Below are 20322 nucleotides of genomic sequence, written 5' to 3' on the forward strand. Positions count from 1 at the left end.
AGGGCCGACCACCGGGACGCCTTGATCGCGGCGGGGGCTCCGGCGGCCGAGGCCGACCGCCGGGGCGGGTGGCTACGGCTTGCGCGCGACCCCGCCGGCGCAGGCGATCTCCCGCGTCTCGCCCCCGGGGTCCGGCCGCCACCGCGTCACCGGGACGACGCCGGGCTCCAGCAGCGTCAGGCCGTCGAAGTAGGCGGCGATCAGCTCCGGGCTTCGTGGCGTGTACGGAACGACGCCCGGTCCGGCGCCGTGCCGTCGCATCGCCTCGACGTACGCCGGGTCGGTGTCGGCGCCGTCGTACAGCGCCAGGTAGCTGCCCGAGGGCAGGGCGTCCATGAGCCGGTTCACGATCGACCGCGCCTCGTCGTGGTCGGGGACCAGGCCGAGGATGCCCATCAACATGAGCGCGGTGGGCCGGCCGAAGTCCAGCGTCCGTGCGGCCTCGCTCAGGACGCGGCCGGGGTCGCGGACGTCGGCCTCGATGTAGTCGGTCGCCCCCTCGGGCGTGCTGGTCAGCAGCGCGTGGGCGTGCACCAGCACCAAGGGGTCGTTGTCCACGTAGACGACGCGCGCGTCCGGGGCCACCCGCTGGGCGACCTCGTGGGTGTTGTCGACGGCGGGCAGGCCGCTGCCGATGTCCAGGAACTGCCGGATTCCCGCCTCGCCGGCCAGGTGGCGCACGACACGGGTCAGCATCTCGCGGGACCGCAGGGCGATCTCGGCCATGTCGGGGAAGACCGCCCGGACCCGGTCGCCGGCCTGGCGGTCGACGGGGTAGTTGTCCTTCCCGCCCAGCAGGTAGTTCCAGATGCGGGCCGAGTGCGGCACGGACGCGTCGACGCGCGGCGGCACGGGCCTTTCGGCGGAGTCGTCGGTGTCTGCGCTGTGGTCGGTGTCGTCGGTGTCGTCGGACAAGGGACCTGGTACGGCCGGCTCGTCGAGCATGGTGGTGTCTCCCGTCACCCGCTGGCTTCGCTCAGAGGGTACGCCCCACGGTCGCCGGGGAAAGATCGGGATGGGCCTCGACGAATCGCCGCAGGCCGGGCGATGGTTCGTCCCACCGTGCGGCCGAGACCGTGCCGACCCCGCCCGGTCGTGCGAGCGGGATCGGCCGGTCGTCGGACCTCGCCGTTCCGGTTACTTCTTCGGTGGTTTGACGAGGGTGTTGTGGAAGGAACGGACCAGCCACCGGCCGCCGGTCTTGACCACGAGGCTGGTGTTCCACGAGGTCGTGTTCGGATGGCAGCTCGTCTCGGCGCGGTAGAACACGCACCCCTTGCGGATGATGTAGGCCAGCGTGGGGGACAGCATCTGGACCTTTTCCTCCAGCGTGATGATGCGGCTGTCCTTCAACTGGGCGCCGAGATACCGCTGGAACCGCACGCCGATCTCGCGGCCCGTGTGGATGTGCTCGCCGGTGACGTTGACGAAGTCGGCATCCGGCGTGTACGTCGCGCCGTACGCGTGCCCGTCCCCCCGCGCCCAGGCCTCGGCCTGGCGCTGCCACAGCTGCGCGAGGGCGGTGAGGTCGGGATCGGTGGCGCCCGCCGTCATGGGGGAGTGGACCGGCGCCGCGCGGACGTCGCCGGTCGGGGCGTGCGCCGGCGTGGCCGCGCCGGTCAGCGCCAGTCCGAGCCCGCTCATGACGACCAGGCGGATCGGTCCCCTCGCGTACGTGTGGATGCCCATCTGTGCCCCCGTCCGAGATTGATGCCAGATGCATCTGATGTGGTGTGGAGTGTCATGGGGTGGGAGGGCTCACGGCTTCGCCGGGGCCGTCCGGGAGCGCCGGCGGCCGTTCCCGGGTGGCGGGGAGGACGCCCCTGAACGGCCGGCGCGTCTGGTCGTGCGGTTGGACGAGGGTGTTGTGGAAGGACGTGATCAGCCACTGGCCGGCGTCCTTGACGGCGACGCTGGTGTTGATCGAAAGGGTGTCGGGCCGGCAGGACCTCTCGGCGCCGTACAGGACGCAGTCCTTCCGCACGATGATCGCCATCGTCGGCGAGACGAGCCGTACCCGCTCGTCCAATCTCAGGATGTGCGTGTTCTTGAGGTCGTTGTTGAAGTAGAACTGGAGTCTGGCGGCGATGACAGGTCGGTTGCGCAGATGCTCGCCTTTTATGTTCACGAGATCGGCGTCCGCGGTGTAGATCCTGGCGTACGCGGCGCCGTCCCCCCGGGCCCAGGCCTCGGCCTGCCGCTCCCAGATGCGCCTCAGGGCCACCAGATCGGAATCGGCGGCGGTGGCCGGCGTTCGCGAGGCGGCCGCCGGGTTGTCCGCCGACGTGGCGCCGACCGGCCGAGGGCCTGTCAGGAGCGCGGCCCCGAGCCCGCCGACGACGGCCAGGTGGACGGTTCTCCTGGTGTATCGACGAATGTCCATGCATGCCCCCGTTCAACGTGCACCTGGAGCAAACGTATAGGCGATTCTCCTTATCGATGGTCGAGACGATCACGCGCCCGGTTATGACTCGGCAACCTGTGCATACAGGCGGGATTCGTCGCGGGCGCGCGGGCGGTTTCTTCTGATTGCTGCGTGGCTTGTCTATGGGTATTCCCCGGAATGCCGGTTTTGGCACTTCGCTTGCGATTTTCCCCAGATTGTTCCGCGAGGGGCCGGGGAAGGATGCCGGGCGAGGGGGAGTGACATATGCACATAGCCGTACTCGGAATGGGGCACATGGGGCGAGCCGTGGCAATGCGTCTGCTCGACCACGAACTCAACGTAACCGTATGGAACCGGACGCAGGGCAAGGCCGCGCAGGTGGTCCAGGCCGGCGCGTCCGAGGCCTCCACGCCGGAGGAAGCCGCCAAGGGCGCCGACGCGGTGCTCATGTCGCTGGCCGACGACGCGGCCGTCATGGAGGTGGCCGGACGGCTCACCGAGATGGGATCCGGCGAGGACGGGCCGATCCTGGCCGACCTGAGCACCGTCTCCCCGCGCACCTCCCGCGCGGTCAGGGACCTGGTCCCCGGTGGCCGTTTCCTGGCCGCCCCCATCATCGGAGCCCCGCAGACCATCGGCCACGGCAAGGCCACGTGCCTGCTCGCGGGCGACCGGCGCCTGGCCGACCGGCTGGAGCCCGTGTGGACGAGCCTGTTCCTCGGCCGGCAGTACTGCGGCGAGGACCCCGGCGCCGCCACCACCTTCAAGCTCCTCAACAACTACCTCCTGATCTCGGCGATGGCCGTCATGGCCGAGGTCGTGGCCACCGCCGAGGCCGCCGGTCTCGACACCGGCCTGCTGCGCGAGGCCCTCCACCAGTGGCCCACCGTCCCGCCCTGCCTCTTCAACCGGATCGACGACACCATCGGCGGCGACCACCACGGGTGGTTCAGCACCCGGCTCGGCGCCAAGGACGTACGGCTCGTCGCCGAGGTCGCGGAGGAGAACGGCCTGCCCCTGCCCATCGCACGGCTCGTCGAGCGGCGCTTCGAGGAGGCGGCGCGGCACACGTCGAGCGAGGCCGACATCGCCGCCATCGTCGAGCTGGTCCGTGCCGGCCGCGGCCCCCGCCCGGGACTGCCCGTCCATGCCTGAGCGCGGCGGCCCCGCGTCCCGTCCGATGACGGCGCTGGTCACCGGGGCGAACCAGGGGATCGGGCGCGAGATCGCCGCCGGGCTCGCGGCGCGCGGCATGACCGTGCTGCTCGGCGCCAGGGACCCGCGCCGCGGTGAGGAGGCGGCCGAGGCCCTGCGGTCCACCGGCGGGGACGTGCGGGTGATCCAGCTCGACGTCACCGACGGCACGTCCGTGAAGGCCGCGGCGCAGTACGTGGACGGCCGCTTCGGCGTGCTCGACGTCCTGGTCAACAACGCCGGCATCCTCGGCGACCGCGCCGGGCAGGCTCCGGGCACCGCCGAGCTGGACGTCGTCAGGGACGTGTTCGAGACGAACGTCTTCGGCGTGATCAGCGTGACCACCGCGATGATCCCGCTGCTGATCCGGTCCCCGGCGGGACGCGTCGTCAACGTCACCAGCGGCCTCGGATCGCTGACGCTGATGGGCGACCCCGCCGGTCCGTTCGCCGGGCGGCCCGCCTCGGTGGCCTACGTCCCGTCCAAGACCGCGCTCAACTCGCTGACCGTGCAGTACGCCCGGGAGCTGCGCGCGCACGGGATCCTGGTCAACGCGGCGGACCCGGGGCCGTGCGCGACCGGCTTCACCTCGGGCGTGCCCGGCCTCACGCGCACCGCCGCCGAGGGCGCCGCGATCGCCGTCCACCTCGCCACCCTCCCCGCCGACGGCCCCACGGGGGGCTGCTTCGGCGACCAGGGGGCGGTTCCCTGGTAGTGAGCTCGCGGAGTGATCCCTGAGGTATCCGGGCCGTTCCCTTGCGGGGCGGCCCGGATACGCCCGAAGCAGTGACGAATCTCCACCGATCCGTGACCGTGGCCTGGAATCGTGGTGCGCCCGGCGAGCCGGTCGCCGGGGCGGACACGGAGATGGACAGTGCTCGATCACAAAGCGCGGCGCATCGCCCTCAGGCTCTCCGGCTTCGGCATGGCCTTCGGGCTGTTCGCCAGCGTGAACCCGGCATCTGCGGCACCCGCGCGGGCCGTGACGGTCGCGACCGACATCGTCGAGTACACCTGCAAGACCGAGGGCGTGACCGAGACCCAGAACGTGAAGGTCCGCGTCGAGCTGACGATGCCGACCGGCGCCAAGGTGGGGGAGCCGCTGACCATCGGCTGGCGGGGGACCTACGTGGGCACCGGCGTGACGGCCCCCGCCGAAGGACTCGACGTCGCCACCAACCTCTACGCCTACGCGTCGATCAGCGAATTCCAGGCACTGACCTCGGGCACGGGCGTGAGCAGTGTCAGCACCGTGGCTCCGGGCCAGGTCATCCCGCTGCCGACCACCAAGGTCGACATCACGACGACACCGTCCTACGCGGACACGGGGATCGTGCGAGCAGGCGGCATCAACTTCGGGCCGGGCCCGACCGAGCCGGTCGTCAACTGCGACGTGCTGAACAAGGAAGACCTCACCACCTACACGCTGGTGGTGACCGAGGAGGGCGGCTCCGCGAGCCCCTCCCCGACGCCCACGCCGACCCCGACCCCCACCCCCTCGGCCACGCCGACGCCCACCGACACCGCGCCCGAGGCGGACGACGGCGTTCAGGTGGGCGGGGGCGCGAACGGCAAGGTGACCCGGACCCCGCAGGGCGGGGCAGGGACCGGTGGCGGCGGCGAGGCGGGGCCCGACGGGCGTGTCCTCGTGACCACCGGCCTTCTGCTCATCCTGCTGGCCGGAGCCGGCGGCCTCACCCTGCGCCGCACCGGCGCCCGGCGTCATCGAGCAGGCTCGGCGGGCTGAGAACGAGACCCGGCACGAGAAGGAGACCCGGCACGCGGAGACCGGGCCCCGGACGTCGAGACCTCGACCGCGCGTGCTGATGAGGCGCGCCGGTACGCCGTGACGTGGCCCGCCTGGTCCGCGGGTCAGGGCCTCGGTCTCCTGCGGCGGGTCGCCAGGCGGATGAGGACCGCGCCGCCGAGCAGCGTGGCCGCGCCGCCGACCAGTGTGATCACCAGCGTGGCCGGGTCGGCGCCCGTGAAGGGCAGTCTGCCCGGGGCGGGCCCGCCCGGCCGGGCAGGAGCGCCCGGCTGGACGGGGGCCGTGCCGCCGGTGGAGACGCCGCCCGGCTGTTCCGCTCCGGCCGGGCCGGTGCCGTGGCCCGCGCGAGAGTCCTCGCCCCCGCCGTGGGAGTCGTTCGCGCCCTCGGTGTACTCGAAGGTCCCGCCCCCGGAGACGGTCACCCCGCCGCCGGACTCGCCGGCCGGTTCCTCGACGGCCACGACGCCGGCGGGCCCTCCCTTGGGGTCGACCGGGGTGGCCGGTTCGCGGCCAGAAGGCGGCGGGTCGCCCTTCGGAGGAAGGACGCGCACCGACACCTCGGTGGACGAGGAGGGCGTGCGCTCCGGGGCGGGGGCGGGTTCGGCGGGCGACGTCGCCAGGCCGGCGCAGAAGACCAGCGCGATCGCCGGCTCGACGCCGAGCAGGAACGGCGTGAAACGTCTACCCATCATTCCCCCAAATATCCCCGGTAATGGTTAATTGACGATTGGCTTGATATCTTTGCTCTTCCGGGTTTTTACCCCTTTGGTCGCCGTGTCCACCGCGACGAACGTCCATCTCCCTGAATCTCTCCGTCCTTTCTGGACGTAGATTTCATTACCAGCCAGAAGCGGATGGTGTGCGCGGACATACGAACGTGTGACGGTTCAAATGGCATTTAGGGGTGGCATCTCCGGCCCTTGGCTGGTTTCGCGGACGACACGTCAGTTCTTCGGACGATCATTCTTGACACTCTGAGTGAGCATTCGGACACTGTCTGCAAATGATCACTGTGGGTGGCGAGGGTTACGCGCATGCAACTGGTCGTATTCGTTCGGGCGTCCAGGTGAACGGCGCCGCAGCCCGCCGCCTCGGCAGACGTCTGAGCGGTGTCCTTGGCGCTGTGTGCCTGGTCGGAGCCTGGTGTCCGCCCGTCCTGGCCCAGGCCAGGCCCACGCCCGACTTCTCCATGCAGGTCAGCCCGACCCGCCTGGTGGTCCCGGCCGGCGCGGCCTCCGTCACCCAGCGTTTCCGGGTGTCGAACCGCGGCGCGGCCCCCTTCAAGGTGACCGTCGCGCGGGCCGACTTCACCATGGACCTGAGCGGCATGATGAACTTCAGCGCCAGGACTCCCTTCGCCGCGGCCTCCTGGGTGAGCGTGGAGCCGGCCCGGTTCACGATGGCGCCCGGGACGACCCGTCAGGTGACCGTCCGCGTCGCGGTGCCCCACGACCCCGAACCGGGCGACCACCACCTCGCGGTGCTCTTCCGGGTGCCCGCCGGCCGCAACGCCCAGAACATCAGGATCAACCGGGTCATCGCCGCGCCGGTGTTCATCACCGTGCCCGGCACCGTCGACCGGACGGCCGGGATCGCGGGACTCGACGCGCCCGGTTTCGTCACGCGCGGCCCCGTGCCGATCACCACGAAGATCAGCGACCTCGGTACCGTGCACCGCGACTTCCGGGGCCCGCAGCGCCTGCGCGTGAACGTCGGCGGCGACGCGGTGGACTTCCCCGACTTCACGGTGCTGCGCGGCGCGACCCGGCAGGTGACCACACAGTGGAACCCGCCGCTGATGTGCGTGTGCCACGCGACCGTGTCCGTCCCCGCCCCCGCCGGCGTCAACCGCACCGCCACCGTGAGGATCATCGTCTTCCCCCTGGACCTGCTGGCGCTCCTGGCCTCCCTGATCGTCGTGGCGCTGACGACCGGCTGGTTCGTGCGACGTCGTTACCGGGCGAAGGTGCTCGCGGCCGCCGCGGCCCTCCAGAAGACCCAGGAAGGTCATCATGACTAGGAGGAACCGCGGGCCGGCGCGCGTGCCGCGCCGCGTCCGGGTGAGCTGGACGCCGCGCGTGCGCCGCGGCGTCGCGCGCGTGGCTCTGGCCGGCCTGCTCGGCTCCGTGCTGACCGGTCCCGTGAACGGGCTGACGGCCGTCCCCGCGAACGCCGCGGGCAGCACGCTGTTCGCCCAGACGTTCAAGGAAAACACGATCAACGCGGACTACCCCGTGAGCATCCCCGCGCTGCCCACCGGGACGACGAACCCGGTGTGCCTGACCGCGCGGGGCAGCACCGGCAGCACGGGCCTGCGCAGCTGCACGAGCAGCACCGACGCCCCAGGGTCCGGCGCGCTGCGCCTGACCACCACGACGACCGGCCAGGAGGGCGGCCTGTTCGGAGCCACCAGCGTCCCCACCTCCCAGGGCCTGGACGTGACGTTCAACCTGTACCAGTACGGCGGTACGGGGGCGGACGGCATCGCCTTCGTGCTGGCGGCCGTGGACCCCGCCAACCCCCTGTCCCCGGCGAACATCGGGCAGTCCGGCGGCGCGCTCGGCTACAGCCCGGCGCGCACCGGCAGCAACGTCGGCCTGGCCAACGCCTACCTCGGCTTCGGCTTCGACGTGTACGGCAACTTCAGCAACAGCATCTACGAGGGCACGGGCTGCACCGACCCGGCGTACATCAGCACCGGGGGACGCGTGCCCGGCCAGGTCGTCGTGCGCGGCCCGGGGGCCGGGCTGGTCGGCTACTGCGCGATCAACAGCACCGCCACCAACACATCCTCCCCGGCGCTGACGCTGCGGTCGAGCGGGACCAGCCGCTCGGCGGCCACGGTCCCGGTCGAGGTGGCCATCAACCCCACCGCCACGAACTTCACCACGGCCTCGGGCATCGCGGTCGCCGCCGGCACGTACAAGGTGGTGTTCACGCCGATCGGCGGGACGGCCAGGACCCTGCAGGGCACGCTGCCCACCGTGTCCTCGACGCTGTACCCGTCCATGACCTGGCTGAACTCCAGCGGCATCCCGCGCCAGCTCGCGTTCGGCTGGGTGGGGTCCACCGGCTCGGTGACCGACTTCCACGAGGTCGACACCGTGAACGTGGTGAGCTTCAGCCCCGTCCCCGACCTGAACGTCACCCAGACCAGCTACAACGGCGCCTCCCCGCAGCCGGGCGACCCGGTGAACTACACGGTGGTCGCGAGCGTCAGCGGCACGGGCGCGACGGAGACCAGCCCCGTCTCGATCACCGAGACGCTGCCCACCGGTGTGGTCCCGGTCGGGGCGTTCGGCACGGGCTGGGTGTGCCAGGCGCCGTCCGGGCAGAAGATCACCTGTACGAACGGCGACACGCCCTTCGCGGCGGGGACGACCCTGCCCATGCTGGAGATCGTCGGCATCGTGACGGGCGGCAGCGTCACGCCCGCCCTCATCCAGGGGTCCTCGACGGCCACGGCCTCGTCCAACGACGCGAACCCGGCCATCGCGACGACGACCACGGCGGGGACGCCGCCGGCGACGCCGTCGGGCATCACCCTCAGCAGCACCTCCGGCACGATATCCGGGGGCAGCACGGTCACGGTCAGCGGCGGCAACCTGGCCGGGGCGACCGCGATCGAGATCGGTACCACGGCCCAGCAGAAGGCCGGTACTCCGGTCGTACTGCTGCCCTGCGCCTCCGGCCCGGCCGCCGGATGTTTCACCGTCAACGCCAACGGCACGCTGACCATCAACTCCATGCCGTCGCGGTCCTCGGCCGACACGGTGACCGTGACGGTCGTGACCCACGGGGTCGCCGGGGCGGCGTCCTACGTCTACACCAGCGCACCCGGGGTCCCGGCCGCGCCCACGGCGACCGCCGGCGTCAGGAGCGCCACCGTGACCTGGACGGCCCCGGCGAGCAACGGCAGCCCCATCACGAGCTACATCGTCACGCCCTACCTCAACGGGGTGGCGCAGGCTCCGCAGACGTTCGACGCCACCACGACCACCCGGACCCTGACCGGGCTGACCGCGGGAGCCTCCTACACCTTCACGGTCGCAGCCGTGAACGCCGTCGGCACCGGCGCGGCCGGCGCCCAGTCGAACGCCGTGGTGCCCTACACCGTCCCGGGGCAGCCGGCCATCACGTCGGTCACGGCGGGCGACGCGACCGCCACGCTGACCTGGACGGCCCCGTCCAGCACCGGCGGCAGCCCGATCACCGGGTACATCGTCACGCCCTACATCGGCAACGTGGCCCAGACGCCGCAGACCTTCACCGGCACGGCGACGACGCAGACCGTCACCGGCCTGACGCCCGGCACCGCGTACACCTTCACCGTCACCGCGCAGAACATCGCCGGGCCGGGCCCCGCGTCGGCGCGGTCGACCGCCGTCACGCCCAACGCCGCACCGACGCTGACCTTCCCCGCGCCGCCCTCGGGAGAGGTGGGGGTGGCCTACAGCGCCCCGCTGACCTTCACCGGGGGCACCGGGCCGTTCACCTGGTCGGTCAGCGCGGGCGGTCTGCCGCCGGGTGTGACGCTCAACGCGTCGACCGGCCTGCTGTCGGGCACGCCCACGACGGCGGGGACGTACACCTTCACGGTCAGGGTGACCGACGCCGCCGGCCAGAGCGACGCGCGTGCGGTGACCCTGGTGGTCGCGCCGCCTCCCACGCTGACCTTCCCCGCGCCGCCCGCCGGGCAGGTCGGGGTCCCCTACAGCGCCCCGCTGACCTTCACCGGGGGCACCGGGCCGTTCACCTGGTCGGTCAGCGCGGGCGGTCTGCCGCCGGGTGTGACGCTCAACGCGTCGACCGGCCTGCTGTCGGGCACGCCCACGACGGCGGGGACGTACACCTTCTCGGTGCGCATCACCGACTCCTTCAACCAGACCGACACCCGCGCGGTCACCCTGGTCGTCGGGGCCGGTCCGCTGGTCGTCACCAAGACCGCCGACACGACCACGGCCGCCCCGGGTGCGACCGTCCACTACACGGTGACCGTGAACAACACCGGTACGACCGCGTTCACCGGGGTCACCTTCACCGACTCCCTGGCGAACGTCCTGGACGACGCCACGTACAACGGCGACGTCGCCGCCACGACCGGGACGGCGTCCTTCGGCGCCTCGAACGTGACCTGGACCGGCAACCTGGCCGGCGGGGCCACGGCGACGATCACCTACTCGGTGACGCTCAAGCCGCTGGGCTCGGGCGACGGCGTCATGACCAACGGCGTCACCTCCACCACGCTCGGCGCCAACTGCCCGGCCGGGAACACCGACACCCGGTGCCGCACCACCGTCGCCCTGATGGCCCTGACGATCACCAAGACGGCGAGCGTGCCCACGGCGACGCCGGGCGACACGGTCCGGTACACGGTGACGGTCACCAACAGCGGCCAGGCCGTGTACCCCTCCGCGTCGTTCTCCGACTCCCTGGCGGGGGTGCTCGACGACGCGACGTACAACAACGACGCCGCCGCCACCTCGGGCACGGTCTCCTTCACCAGCCCGACCCTGGCGTGGACCGGCACCCTGGCGGTCGGCGGATCGGTGATCGTGACCTACACGGTGACGGTGAGGACGCCGGATCCGGGCGACCGCAACCTGACCAACACCGTCGTGTCGCCGGCGGCGGGGAGCAACTGTTCCGCCGGGGGCGCCGACCCGCGCTGCACGGCGGCCGTCACGGCGTTGATCCCGCAGCTGACCGTCACCAGCGCCACGGACGTCAGCACGACGGTGCCCACAGGGGTGGTGCGCTACACGGTGACGGCCACCAACACCGGGCAGACGCCGTACACCGACGCGAACTTCACGTTCGACCTGTCGGGTGCGCTGGCCAATGCCACCTACAACGCCGACGCGACGGCGACCTCGGGGAACCTGGTGTTCCACCCCGACGGGACGGTGACCTGGCACGGCCCGCTGGCCATCGGGGCGAGCGTGACGGCGACGGCGTCGGTGACGGTGAACAACCCGCCGACGGGCGGGCCGGCCCTGACCAGCACGGTGAGTTCCACCACGCCCGGCACGACCTGCCCCGTCGGCACGGGCAACCCGGCCTGCTCCACCACGGTCACCATCTTGACCCCGCAGCTCTCCATCACGGCCACGGCCGACACCGCGACCGCCACGCCGGGGCAGACCATCACCTACACCGTGACGATCGCCAACACCGGCCAGACGCCCTACACGGGGGCGAGCGTGGTCACCTCGCTCGCCGGGGTGCTGACCGACGCGGACTACACCGACAACGCCACGGCCACCTCCGGCACGGTGGCGTACTCCAGCCCGAACCTCACCTGGGCCGGGGACCTACCGGTCGGCGGCACCGCCGTGGTCACCTACACCGTCACGGTCAGGAACCCCGACCCCGGTGACAAGGTGATCGTGACCCAGGTGAGCTCGACCACCCTGGGCAGCACCTGCCCGCCCGGAGGGGGCGGCGCGGGCTGCGCCAACCAGGTCGTCGTGCTGGTCCCCGGCCTGACCGTCACCAACACCGCCACGTCCGCGACCGCCGTTGAGGGCGCGACCGTCGGCTACACCATCACGGTGGCCAACACCGGCCAGACGCCCTACACGGGGATCACGGTCACCGACGTGCTCACCGGGCTGCTCGACGACGCGACGTACAACAACAACGCCACCGCCACCAGCGGTGCCGTGTCCTACGCCGCGCCGAACCTGACCTGGACCGGCGACCTCCCCGTCGGCGCCACCGCCACGATCACCTACACGGTCACCGTGAACAGCCCCGACACCGGCGACGGCGTCCTGACCAGCACGGTCGTGGCGCCGGCCGTAGGGAGCTACTGCCCCGTGGGCGGCACCGACCCCCGCTGCACGACGACGGTACGGCTGTCGAGGCTGTTGCTCACCCAGGCCTACGCCGAGCCCACCACGACCCCCGGCTCGGTCATCCATCTGAGCGCGACGTTCACCAACACCGGGCAGACGCCGTACACCGGCATCAGCGTCACGGCCGGCACCGGCGGCACCGTGGACGACGCCGTACCCAACGGTGACCAGCACGCCGACTCCGGCACGCTGGTGCTCGGCGCCACCGCCATCACCTGGACCGGGGACATCCCGGTCGGCGGCGTCGTCACCATCACCGGCACCCTGACCGTCAAGAACCCCGACCCCGGGGACAAGGTGATCACCGGCACCCTGGTCTCCTCCGCCCCCGGCAACAACTGCCCCTCCGGCGGCACCGACCGGCGCTGCACCGCCCGGGTGGACGTGCTCATCCCGGCCCTCACCATCACCAAGACCGCCGACACCACGACGCAGGTCCCGGGAGGAACGGTCGGCTACACGGTGACCGTCCAGAACACCGGCCAGACGCCGTACACGGGGGCGACGACGCACGACGACCTGTCCGGACTGCTGGACGACGCCGTCTACGCCGGGAACGCGGCCGCCTCCACCGGCACCGTGGCCCTGGCCGGTCAGACCCTGACCTGGACGGGGAACCTGGCGGTCGGCGCGACCGCGACGATCACCTACAGCGTCACGGTCCGGAATCCCGATCCCGGCGCCAAACTGATGGCCAACGGCATCGACTCCACCGACGTCGGCAGCACGTGCCCGCCGAACACGGGGAACCCGGCCTGCGCCGCGAGCGTGGTCGTGCTCACGCCCGCCCTCACGATCGTCAAGACCGCCGACCGCGCGACCGCGGTCGCCGGTCAGACCGTCAGGTACAGGGTCACGGTGACCAACACCGGCCAGACCCCCTACACCGGCGCCACGTTCGCCGACGACCTGACCGGGCTCCTCGACGACGCCGCCTACGGCAACGACGTGACGGCGACCTCCGGAACGGCCGGGTACACCGCGCCCAACGTGACCTGGACCGGAAACCTGGGGGTCGGCGCCGCGGCCACCATCACCTACACGGTCGTGGTGGCCAATCCCTCCCTCGGCGACCAGCTCCTGGCCAGCACGGTCGGCTCGCCCACCACCGGCAACAACTGCCTGCCCCGGAGCGGCGACCCGCGATGCACCTTGAACATCCCGATCACCCCGACGACGCAGCTGACCTTCACCAAGACCGCGGGGGCGAGCTCGTCCCCGCGCGGAGGCGTGGTCGCCTACACGGTGACCGTCACGAACTCGGCGGCGACGCCGTACCTCGGCGCGACGTTCACCGACTCGCTGGCCCGCGTGCTGGACGACGCCGCCTACAACTCCGACGCGGCCGCCACCGCCGGGACCGTCTCCTACGCCGCGCCCGTCCTCACCTGGACCGGCAACGTGCCGGCGGGGGGGACGGTGAGGGTGACGTACTCGGTCACCGTCCACAGCGCGCCCGGCGGCGACGACATCCTGGCCAACACCCTGACCTCGACGTCCCCCGACGGCAACTGCCCGGCGGGAGGAACCGACCCCCGCTGCGCCGCCACGGTCACCGTCTCCAGCCTGACGCTGGTGAACACCTCGGACGTGCCGACGGCGACGCCGGGCAGCGACGTCCGGCTCACCACTACCTTCACCAACACCGGTCAGACCCCGTACACAGGGATCAGCATCTCGTTCACGGCCGAGGACCTGCTGGACGACGTCACCCCCAACGGCGACCAGACCAGCACATCGGGAACCATTTCGATCGGGCCTTCCGGGCTCGTGTGGACGGGTGACATCCCCGTCGGCGCCACGGTCGTGCTGTCGGCCTCGTTCACGGTGAACAATCCGGACACCGGCAACCGGAACATCTCCGCCAGGTCCATCGCGGACGTCCCCGGCAGCAACTGCCCGTCGGGCAGCGCCGACCCGCGCTGCGTCATCAACGTTCCCGTGCTCGTCCCCGCGCTCACCATCACCAAGAGCGCGGGCGCGACGGTCGCCGTCCCCGGGGCCGTGGTCGGTTACACGATCGTCCTCAGCAACACCGGCCAGACGCCGTACACGGGGATCAGCCTCACCGACCCGCTGTCCGGTGTGCTGGACGACGCCGTCTACGACGACAACGCCGCGGCGACGGCGGGCGCGGTCGCGTTCGCGGGCTCGAACCTGATCTGGACCGGCGACGTCCCGGTCGGGGGGACGGTGACGATCACGTACTCGGTCACCGTCCTGAACCCGGACCCGGGTGACACGTTCCTGGTCAACACGGTGACCTCCGCGGCGGAGGGGAGCACCTGCGCGCCCACCGGCCGCACCTCCGCCTGCACCACCACGGTCGACGTGCTCACCCCGGCGCTGACGATCGTGAAGACCGCCGACGCCGCCACGACGGCGCCGGGCGCCACCGTGCACTATACGATCACGGTGACCAACACGGGCCAGACTCCGTATCCGGCGGCCACGGTGACCGACTCGCTGGCGGGGGTGCTGGACGACGCCACCTACGGAGGGAACGCCGCCGCGACGAGCGGCACCGTCGCCTTCACCAGCCCCCATCTGACCTGGACCGGCGCGCTCGGTCTCGGTGCCGCGGCGACCATCACCTACTCGGTGACGGTGAACTCGCCGGACACAGGGGACCGGAACCTCGTGAACGCCCTGGTCTCCACCACCTCCGGCTCCAACTGCGCTGCGGGCTCGGCCGACCCCCGGTGCGGGGTCACGGTGCCGATCGCGGTGCTCAGGATCGTGATGGCGACGGACGTGAGCACGACGGTTCCGACGGGGGTGGTGCGGTACACGGCGACGGTGACCAACGACGGGCGGACGCCTTATGCGGACGCCGACTTCACCTTCTCGCTGGCGGGCGCGCTGGACAACGCGAGCTACAACAACGACGCGATCGTGACCTCCGGCAGCCTGGACTTCAACCCGGACGGGTCGGTGACCTGGCACGGCCCGCTGGCGGTCGGCGAGAGCGCGACGGTGACGGCGTCGGTGACGGTGGACAACCCGCCCGGGGGCGGGCCCACGATGACCAGTACGGTGGTCTCCACCACACCGGGCAACAACTGCCCGGTGGGCACCACGGACGCGGCCTGCTTCACGACGGTCGCCATCCTGATCCCGCAGCTGAGCGTCGCCGTGCTCGCCGACGCCGCGACGGCCACTCCGGGCGGGACCATCGGCTACACGCTCGCGATCACGAACACCGGCCAGACGCCCTACACCGGGGTCAGCGTGGTCGCCTCGCTGGCGGGCGTGCTGACCGACGCCGTCTACGACAACGACGCGGCGGCCACGGCGGGGACGGTGTCCTACACCAGCCCGAACCTGGTCTGGACCGGCGACCTCAACGTCGGGGACACCGCCATCGTGACGTACACGGTGACGGTCATGAACCCGGACCCGGGGGACAAGCAGGTGGTGACCACGGCGAGCTCGACGGCGCTGGGCAGTACCTGCCCGCCCGGCAGCACCGGGCCGCCCTGCGTCAACCAGGTGATCGTGCTCATCCCAGGACTGACCATCACCAAGACCGCCGACACCTCCGGCGTGGTGGAGGGCGCGGGCGTCCGCTACACGATCACCGTCGGCAACACCGGGCAGACGCCGTACACCGGCGCGAGCCTGACCGACTCGCTCGCCGGGGTGCTGGACGACGCGATGTACGACAACGACGCCACCGCCACGAGCGGGACCGTCTCCTACGTCGCGCCCGTGCTGACCTGGACCGGGGATCTGGACGTGGGGGCGACGGCCACCATCCGCTACACCGTCACCGCGCACAGCCCGGGGGCCGGCGACGGCAGCCTGACCAACACCGCCGTCTCGGCCGCCGCGGGAAGCAACTGCCCGAGCGGCGGCGAGGACCCTCGGTGTACTGCGACGACGTCCGTCATCGCGCTGAACATCGTCCTGAGCGATCTGACCAGCGCTTTCACGCTGACGGGGCCGCCCGAGACCACGGTGCGCGGTGACGGCGCGGTGACCATGACCGTGGTCACCAACAGCCCCACCGGATACACCGTCACGGTGCGGCCGGCCTCTCCCACGCTGACCTCGGCCGGCACGGGCGCGTCCATCCCCATCGGCGACCTGAAGGTCCGGGAGAGCGGCACGGGCGTCTTCACGCCGCTGTCGCCGGACACCCCGGTGCTCGTCCACTCCCAGCCCGTCGCGTCGGCGCACAACGGCGATCCGCTGAGCAACGACTATGAGGTGGACATTCCGTTCGTACCGTCCGGTGCCTATTCGGCGACGCTGGACTATGTCGCCGGCACGCAATGAAATGAACGATCGCCGCCTCGGAACGATCGAGGCGTCACCAGCCCACGGTCACGGCCGCGCATTTTGGGTGGAGGAAGAGTGAATCGAGGGTTTATTCGCGCGGTGATCCGGTGATCATGGCCAATATAACGGAATTTCGTGGGGGGCGATATGTCCAGTTTTCGAAAGTCTCGGGCCGTATTCATGGGCCTGGCGATGGCAGGCGCGACGACGGCCGCGGGCGTGCTCGGGGCCGGCGTCACACCGGCCCTGGCCGACACCGACACGGCGTCCACGGTGGTGAACGTCGTCGTGACGTCGTCCATCACGCTCACCGAGCTCACGCCGTCGTTCACGCTGACCGGCGCGCCGGGGGAGGTCGTCACCACGGGAGCCAATCCGGTCAGGATGCGCGTGACCACCAACAACTTCGCGGGATACACCGTCACGGTCGCCCCGCGCACGGCGGCCCTGACCCCGTCGATCGCGGGCAACACCGACACCATCCCGACGAACCTCCTGCAGGTCAACGGGCCCGCGCAGGGAAGCGCGTACGTCCCTCTGAGCTTCGGCACGCCGGTCGTCGTGGCCACCAAGTCCTCCGCGTCGGGGGCGGACGGCGACGTCATCGTCAACAACTACCGGATCACGATCCCGTTCGTCCGCCCCGACACCTACAGCGGAATTCTGGATTACGTGGCCACGACGCTGTAGCCGCCGTAGTCCGGGATGAAAGGGTTTCCCGGACGTGCGCGGCGCGCCGAAGGTGATGCCGACGGAAAGAACTCTGCCGGCATCTACCATTCATCGGGGTGGAATTCACCCGCCATGGCCGGGGCGGAATGTCCCTGCACCATAAAAGGGATGGACGCATGCCTTCTACCGTCACACTTGTGCGCACGGCCGCGACGCGCGGAGCACGGCCGCCCGCCGTCCACCTCCGGTGGATGATGGCCGCCGCCCTCGCGGCGCTGCCGCTCGGAAGCACCGCCGCCGCGCACGCGGCCGCGCCCCACCCGGCCGGACCCGACAAGTCGTACGCACTGCGCATCGGCATCGAGAACGGGCACAGCAGCGTGCGGCCCGGCGAGCACCTCACCTACACCATCGAGGTCAGCAACACCGGGGTGAAGGACTCGCCCGACCTGCTGCTCACCCAGATGCTGGCGCCCGGCGTCAAGGTCCTGTCCTCGACGCCGCAGGGCACCGTCTCGGTCGGCCGGATCGCGTGGAAGCGCGCGGTGCCCGCGGGGAAGACCGAGCGGCTCAGCGTGGCCGTCGAGATCGGGTCGTTCCCCGCGCAGCTCCAGCGGCTCGCCGCCGTCGTGTGCGCCTCGGTCAAGAAGGAGAAGCGCCCCATCGTCTGCGCCACCGACCTCGACCGTCTGCCGGCCGCCGCCCCGCAGACGCCCCAGCCCCACGCGACCGGCGGCAGGTGGTACGCCCTCGCCGCCGCCCTGGCCGTCCTGCTGGCCTTCCTCGGGCCCCGCGCCCGCCGCGCGCTCCGCTCACGCCGCGCGGCGCCCTCGTCGGCGTCCTCGGCGTCGCGTCCGGATTGAGGCCGGATTCGCGGGTATCCGGTCATGGCGGCTGAACAGGAGGACACCATGGCAGGGACCACCGACGACGGCCAGGCGTACGACGCGTCACCGTATGTGCCCGACCTGAGGGCCGCCGCCGAAGTGCTGCGCTGACCGGGGCCCGGTCACGTCGCGTCCCAGGCGACGGGGAGCCGGTCCACGCCGTAGATGAGCATGTCGGTGCGCACCGGCACCTCCTCGGGCGCGACGGCCAGACGGAGGGTGGGGAAGCGGGTGAACAGCGCCGGGTATCCCACCCGCATCTCGACGCGGGCGAGCTGCTGGCCCAGGCACTGGTGGATGCCATGGCCGAAGGCCAGGTGCCCGGCGGTCGGCCTGCGCAGGTCGAGCAGGTCCGGGTCGGCGAACTTGCGCGGGTCGCGGTTGGCCGCCGAAATCGACACCGTCACCGTCTCGCCGGCCTTGATCGGATGCCCGTCCAGCTCGACGTCCTCCAGCGCCGTCCGGGTCGTGAACGGGGCCACGCTCAGATGGCGCAGCAGTTCCTCCACCGCCTGGTCGGCCGCCTCCGGGTCGGCGCGCAGGACGGCGAGCGGGCCGGGGTGGCACAGCAGGGCGAAGGCGCCCAGGGCGAGCATGTTGGCGGTGGTCTCGAAGCCCGCGCCCAGCAGCACGAAGCCGATGTTGACGAGCTCCTCGTCGGTGAGGTCGGCGGCGGTCAGCCCGCTCAGCAGGTCGTCGCCGGGCTCGGCGCGCCTGGCCCGCACCAGTTCGCCCAGGAACTCCTGGAGCGCGGTGTAGGAGGCGATCATCTCCTGCGGGGCGTTGTCCAGGCGCATCAGCACCGCCGTGTGGTGCTGGAAGTGCTCGCGGTCGGCGTAGGGCACACCGAGCAGCTCGCAGATCACGAGCGCCGGAACGGGCTGCGCGAACGCCTCGAACAGGTCCACCGGCGGCCCGTGCCGCTCCATGGCGTCCAGATGCTCGGTCGTGATCTCCTGGACGCGCGTCGTCAGGGCGCGCATGCGGCGGACGGTGAACTGGCCGGTGAGCAGGTGCCGGTAGCGCGTGTGGTCAGGGGGGTCCATCCGGGTGAAGATGCCCGGCGGGGACGGCCGGAGCTCGCCCGCGCGGCCGGCCCGCGCGAACGGCACGTGGTTGAGCTCAGCCCGTGCGCTGAAACGCGGGTCGGCCAGCACCGCGCGGACCAGGGCGTGCCGGGTCACCAGCCAACCCGTATGGCCGTCGGGGTAGGCCAGGGGGCTGACGGGGGCGGTCTCGCGCAGCCGCCCGAGGGCCGCCGGCGGGTCGAAGTGGTTGGGCCGCTCCAGGGGGAACGGCGCCGCCGGGGGAATGGGCTTCGTCATGTCGGTCTCCTTCGACCGGTGTCGCCGGGGACGGGCTCGCGCGCCGTCGCCGGGGCGGAGTGCGCGCCCGATGTCTCCGCGGCCTCCTGCGCGCGCCGATAGCCGTAGATCCGCTCGCGGTAGGGCGGGATGACGTCCGCGATGGCCTCCAGGACCTCGGCGGCCGCCGAGGCGACGGCCTGGGGGTCCGGCGGCCCGGCCGGCTCGAAGGCGGTGCGGACGACGTGCGCGAGCGAGCCGGCCCTCGCCCGCACGTCCGGCGCGGTGGCGGTGGGGCCCGTCTCGCCGAGGTTGTCCATGAGCAGGAATCCGGCGTGCGTCGCCGTCAGCGCGTAGGCCAGGTTCGGTACGTCGTCGCGGAAGAGGCCGTGGCGGGTCAGCACCGCGAAGAACCGGGCGGTGGCGAGGAGCTCGTGGCCGCGCGTGGGGCTGTCGGCCGGTCTGGCCTGGAGCTGTTCGGCGTCCCCGCCGAACAACGCCCGCAGTACGGGCCTGTCGTGGACGATCAGGAACGACGCGGCCAGCAGGCGGTGGGGGAGCACGGTGGACGGGTCGCGGCGCAGCTCGTCCACGAGCCCTTCGACGTAGGTGAGGGCCTCGCGCAGGAGCAGGGCCTCGAAGAGCTGCTGCTTGGTGCGCCAGTGCAGGTACACCGTGCCCTTGCCGATGCCGGCGTGCCGGGCGATGTCCTCGATCGTGACCTTCCGATAGCCGAGGCGCAGGAGCAGCTCGGCCGCGGAGTCGAGAATCCGGTCCGCCCTGTGGAGATCCTGCCGTGGTCGCCCCAGCACCGCACGCTCCTCCGTGACTTGTTGACCAGATTCCGAACTCGGTCAACAAGTCAAACGTACGCCCGCCCGGCCGCGCGGACAAGCCCAGGCGGGTCCGCGCGGCCGGGCGATGCGCCGCGAAAGCGTGAGGGCCGCCGCGGACGTGCGGAGAGAGC

The 20322-nt window shown here is 71.7% G+C and carries 13 protein-coding genes; 7 read left to right on the forward strand and 6 right to left on the reverse strand.

Annotated elements, in window-relative coordinates; genetic code table 11:
• Window positions 1-72: 72 nt before the first annotated feature.
• From DQ384_RS26640 to DQ384_RS26650, 3 genes are all read right to left on the reverse strand, one after another.
• Window positions 73-945: an SAM-dependent methyltransferase gene (locus tag DQ384_RS26640; protein ID WP_114031635.1), complete on the reverse strand. Its 873-nt coding sequence runs from the start codon at window positions 943-945 to the stop codon at window positions 73-75.
• 192 nt (window positions 946-1137) lie between these two features.
• A complete protein-coding gene (locus tag DQ384_RS26645; RefSeq protein ID WP_114031636.1) occupies window positions 1138-1689 on the reverse strand; it encodes an SgcJ/EcaC family oxidoreductase in 552 nt (183 codons plus the stop codon).
• A 52-nt stretch (window positions 1690-1741) separates the two neighbouring features.
• A complete protein-coding gene (locus tag DQ384_RS26650; protein ID WP_114031637.1) occupies window positions 1742-2383 on the reverse strand; it encodes an SgcJ/EcaC family oxidoreductase in 642 nt (213 codons plus the stop codon).
• 267 nt (window positions 2384-2650) lie between these two features.
• Here DQ384_RS26650 and DQ384_RS26655 point away from each other — a divergent pair, with 267 nt between their 5' ends.
• From DQ384_RS26655 to DQ384_RS26665, 3 genes are all read left to right on the forward strand, one after another.
• Window positions 2651-3541, forward strand: a complete 891-nt coding sequence (locus DQ384_RS26655; protein WP_114031638.1) for an NAD(P)-dependent oxidoreductase — start codon at window positions 2651-2653, stop codon at window positions 3539-3541.
• Window positions 3534-4295: an SDR family oxidoreductase gene (locus tag DQ384_RS26660; RefSeq protein ID WP_245966790.1), complete on the forward strand. Its 762-nt coding sequence runs from the start codon at window positions 3534-3536 to the stop codon at window positions 4293-4295. Before DQ384_RS26655 ends, DQ384_RS26660 begins: the two co-directional genes overlap by 8 nt.
• Window positions 4296-4454: 159 nt before the next feature.
• Window positions 4455-5327, forward strand: coding sequence for a hypothetical protein (locus DQ384_RS26665; RefSeq protein ID WP_114031639.1), 873 nt, complete (start codon window positions 4455-4457; stop codon window positions 5325-5327).
• 125 nt (window positions 5328-5452) lie between these two features.
• Here the strand turns inward: DQ384_RS26665 and DQ384_RS26670 are convergent, their stop codons facing one another.
• Window positions 5453-6040, reverse strand: coding sequence for a hypothetical protein (locus tag DQ384_RS26670; RefSeq protein WP_114031640.1), 588 nt, complete (start codon window positions 6038-6040; stop codon window positions 5453-5455).
• 311 nt (window positions 6041-6351) lie between these two features.
• Between DQ384_RS26670 and DQ384_RS26675 the strand changes: the two genes are divergently transcribed.
• From DQ384_RS26675 to DQ384_RS26690, 4 genes are all read left to right on the forward strand, one after another.
• On the forward strand, window positions 6352-7368 hold the full coding sequence (locus DQ384_RS26675) for a COG1361 family protein (protein WP_147268904.1): 1017 nt from the start codon (window positions 6352-6354) through the stop codon (window positions 7366-7368).
• Window positions 7361-16489 (forward strand): beta strand repeat-containing protein, encoded by a 9129-nt coding sequence (locus DQ384_RS43735; protein ID WP_114031642.1) that lies wholly within the window; start codon window positions 7361-7363, stop codon window positions 16487-16489. Before DQ384_RS26675 ends, DQ384_RS43735 begins: the two co-directional genes overlap by 8 nt.
• A gap of 195 nt (window positions 16490-16684) precedes the next feature.
• Complete coding sequence (locus DQ384_RS26685; protein ID WP_220183138.1) at window positions 16685-17182, forward strand: hypothetical protein; 498 nt, start codon at window positions 16685-16687, stop codon at window positions 17180-17182.
• A gap of 158 nt (window positions 17183-17340) precedes the next feature.
• Window positions 17341-18027, forward strand: coding sequence for a DUF11 domain-containing protein (locus tag DQ384_RS26690; RefSeq protein ID WP_181871430.1), 687 nt, complete (start codon window positions 17341-17343; stop codon window positions 18025-18027).
• 146 nt (window positions 18028-18173) lie between these two features.
• Here the strand turns inward: DQ384_RS26690 and DQ384_RS26695 are convergent, their stop codons facing one another.
• Window positions 18174-19376, reverse strand: a complete 1203-nt coding sequence (locus DQ384_RS26695) for a cytochrome P450 (protein WP_114031644.1) — start codon at window positions 19374-19376, stop codon at window positions 18174-18176.
• Window positions 19373-20167, reverse strand: coding sequence for a TetR/AcrR family transcriptional regulator (locus DQ384_RS26700; RefSeq protein WP_114031645.1), 795 nt, complete (start codon window positions 20165-20167; stop codon window positions 19373-19375). Before DQ384_RS26700 ends, DQ384_RS26695 begins: the two co-directional genes overlap by 4 nt.
• Window positions 20168-20322 lie beyond the last annotated feature (155 nt).

The sequence above is a fragment of the Sphaerisporangium album genome (assembly GCF_003323745.1).
GTDB classification, from domain to species: domain Bacteria; phylum Actinomycetota; class Actinomycetes; order Streptosporangiales; family Streptosporangiaceae; genus Sphaerisporangium; species Sphaerisporangium album.

Excerpts from the sequence above, each read along its gene's own strand:
- DQ384_RS26640 (WP_114031635.1), bottom strand. The coding sequence starts at position 945 with ATGCTCGACGAGCCGGCCGTACCAGGTCCCTTGTCCGACGACACCGAC.
- DQ384_RS26645 (WP_114031636.1), bottom strand. The coding sequence starts at position 1,689 with ATGGGCATCCACACGTACGCGAGGGGACCGATCCGCCTGGTCGTCATG.
- DQ384_RS26650 (WP_114031637.1), bottom strand. The coding sequence starts at position 2,383 with ATGGACATTCGTCGATACACCAGGAGAACCGTCCACCTGGCCGTCGTC.
- DQ384_RS26655 (WP_114031638.1), top strand. The coding sequence starts at position 2,651 with ATGCACATAGCCGTACTCGGAATGGGGCACATGGGGCGAGCCGTGGCA.
- DQ384_RS26660 (WP_245966790.1), top strand. The coding sequence starts at position 3,534 with ATGCCTGAGCGCGGCGGCCCCGCGTCCCGTCCGATGACGGCGCTGGTC.
- DQ384_RS26670 (WP_114031640.1), bottom strand. The coding sequence starts at position 6,040 with ATGATGGGTAGACGTTTCACGCCGTTCCTGCTCGGCGTCGAGCCGGCG.
- DQ384_RS26675 (WP_147268904.1), top strand. The coding sequence starts at position 6,352 with ATGATCACTGTGGGTGGCGAGGGTTACGCGCATGCAACTGGTCGTATT.
- DQ384_RS43735 (WP_114031642.1), top strand. The coding sequence starts at position 7,361 with ATGACTAGGAGGAACCGCGGGCCGGCGCGCGTGCCGCGCCGCGTCCGG.
- DQ384_RS26685 (WP_220183138.1), top strand. The coding sequence starts at position 16,685 with ATGGCAGGCGCGACGACGGCCGCGGGCGTGCTCGGGGCCGGCGTCACA.
- DQ384_RS26690 (WP_181871430.1), top strand. The coding sequence starts at position 17,341 with ATGCCTTCTACCGTCACACTTGTGCGCACGGCCGCGACGCGCGGAGCA.
- DQ384_RS26695 (WP_114031644.1), bottom strand. The coding sequence starts at position 19,376 with ATGACGAAGCCCATTCCCCCGGCGGCGCCGTTCCCCCTGGAGCGGCCC.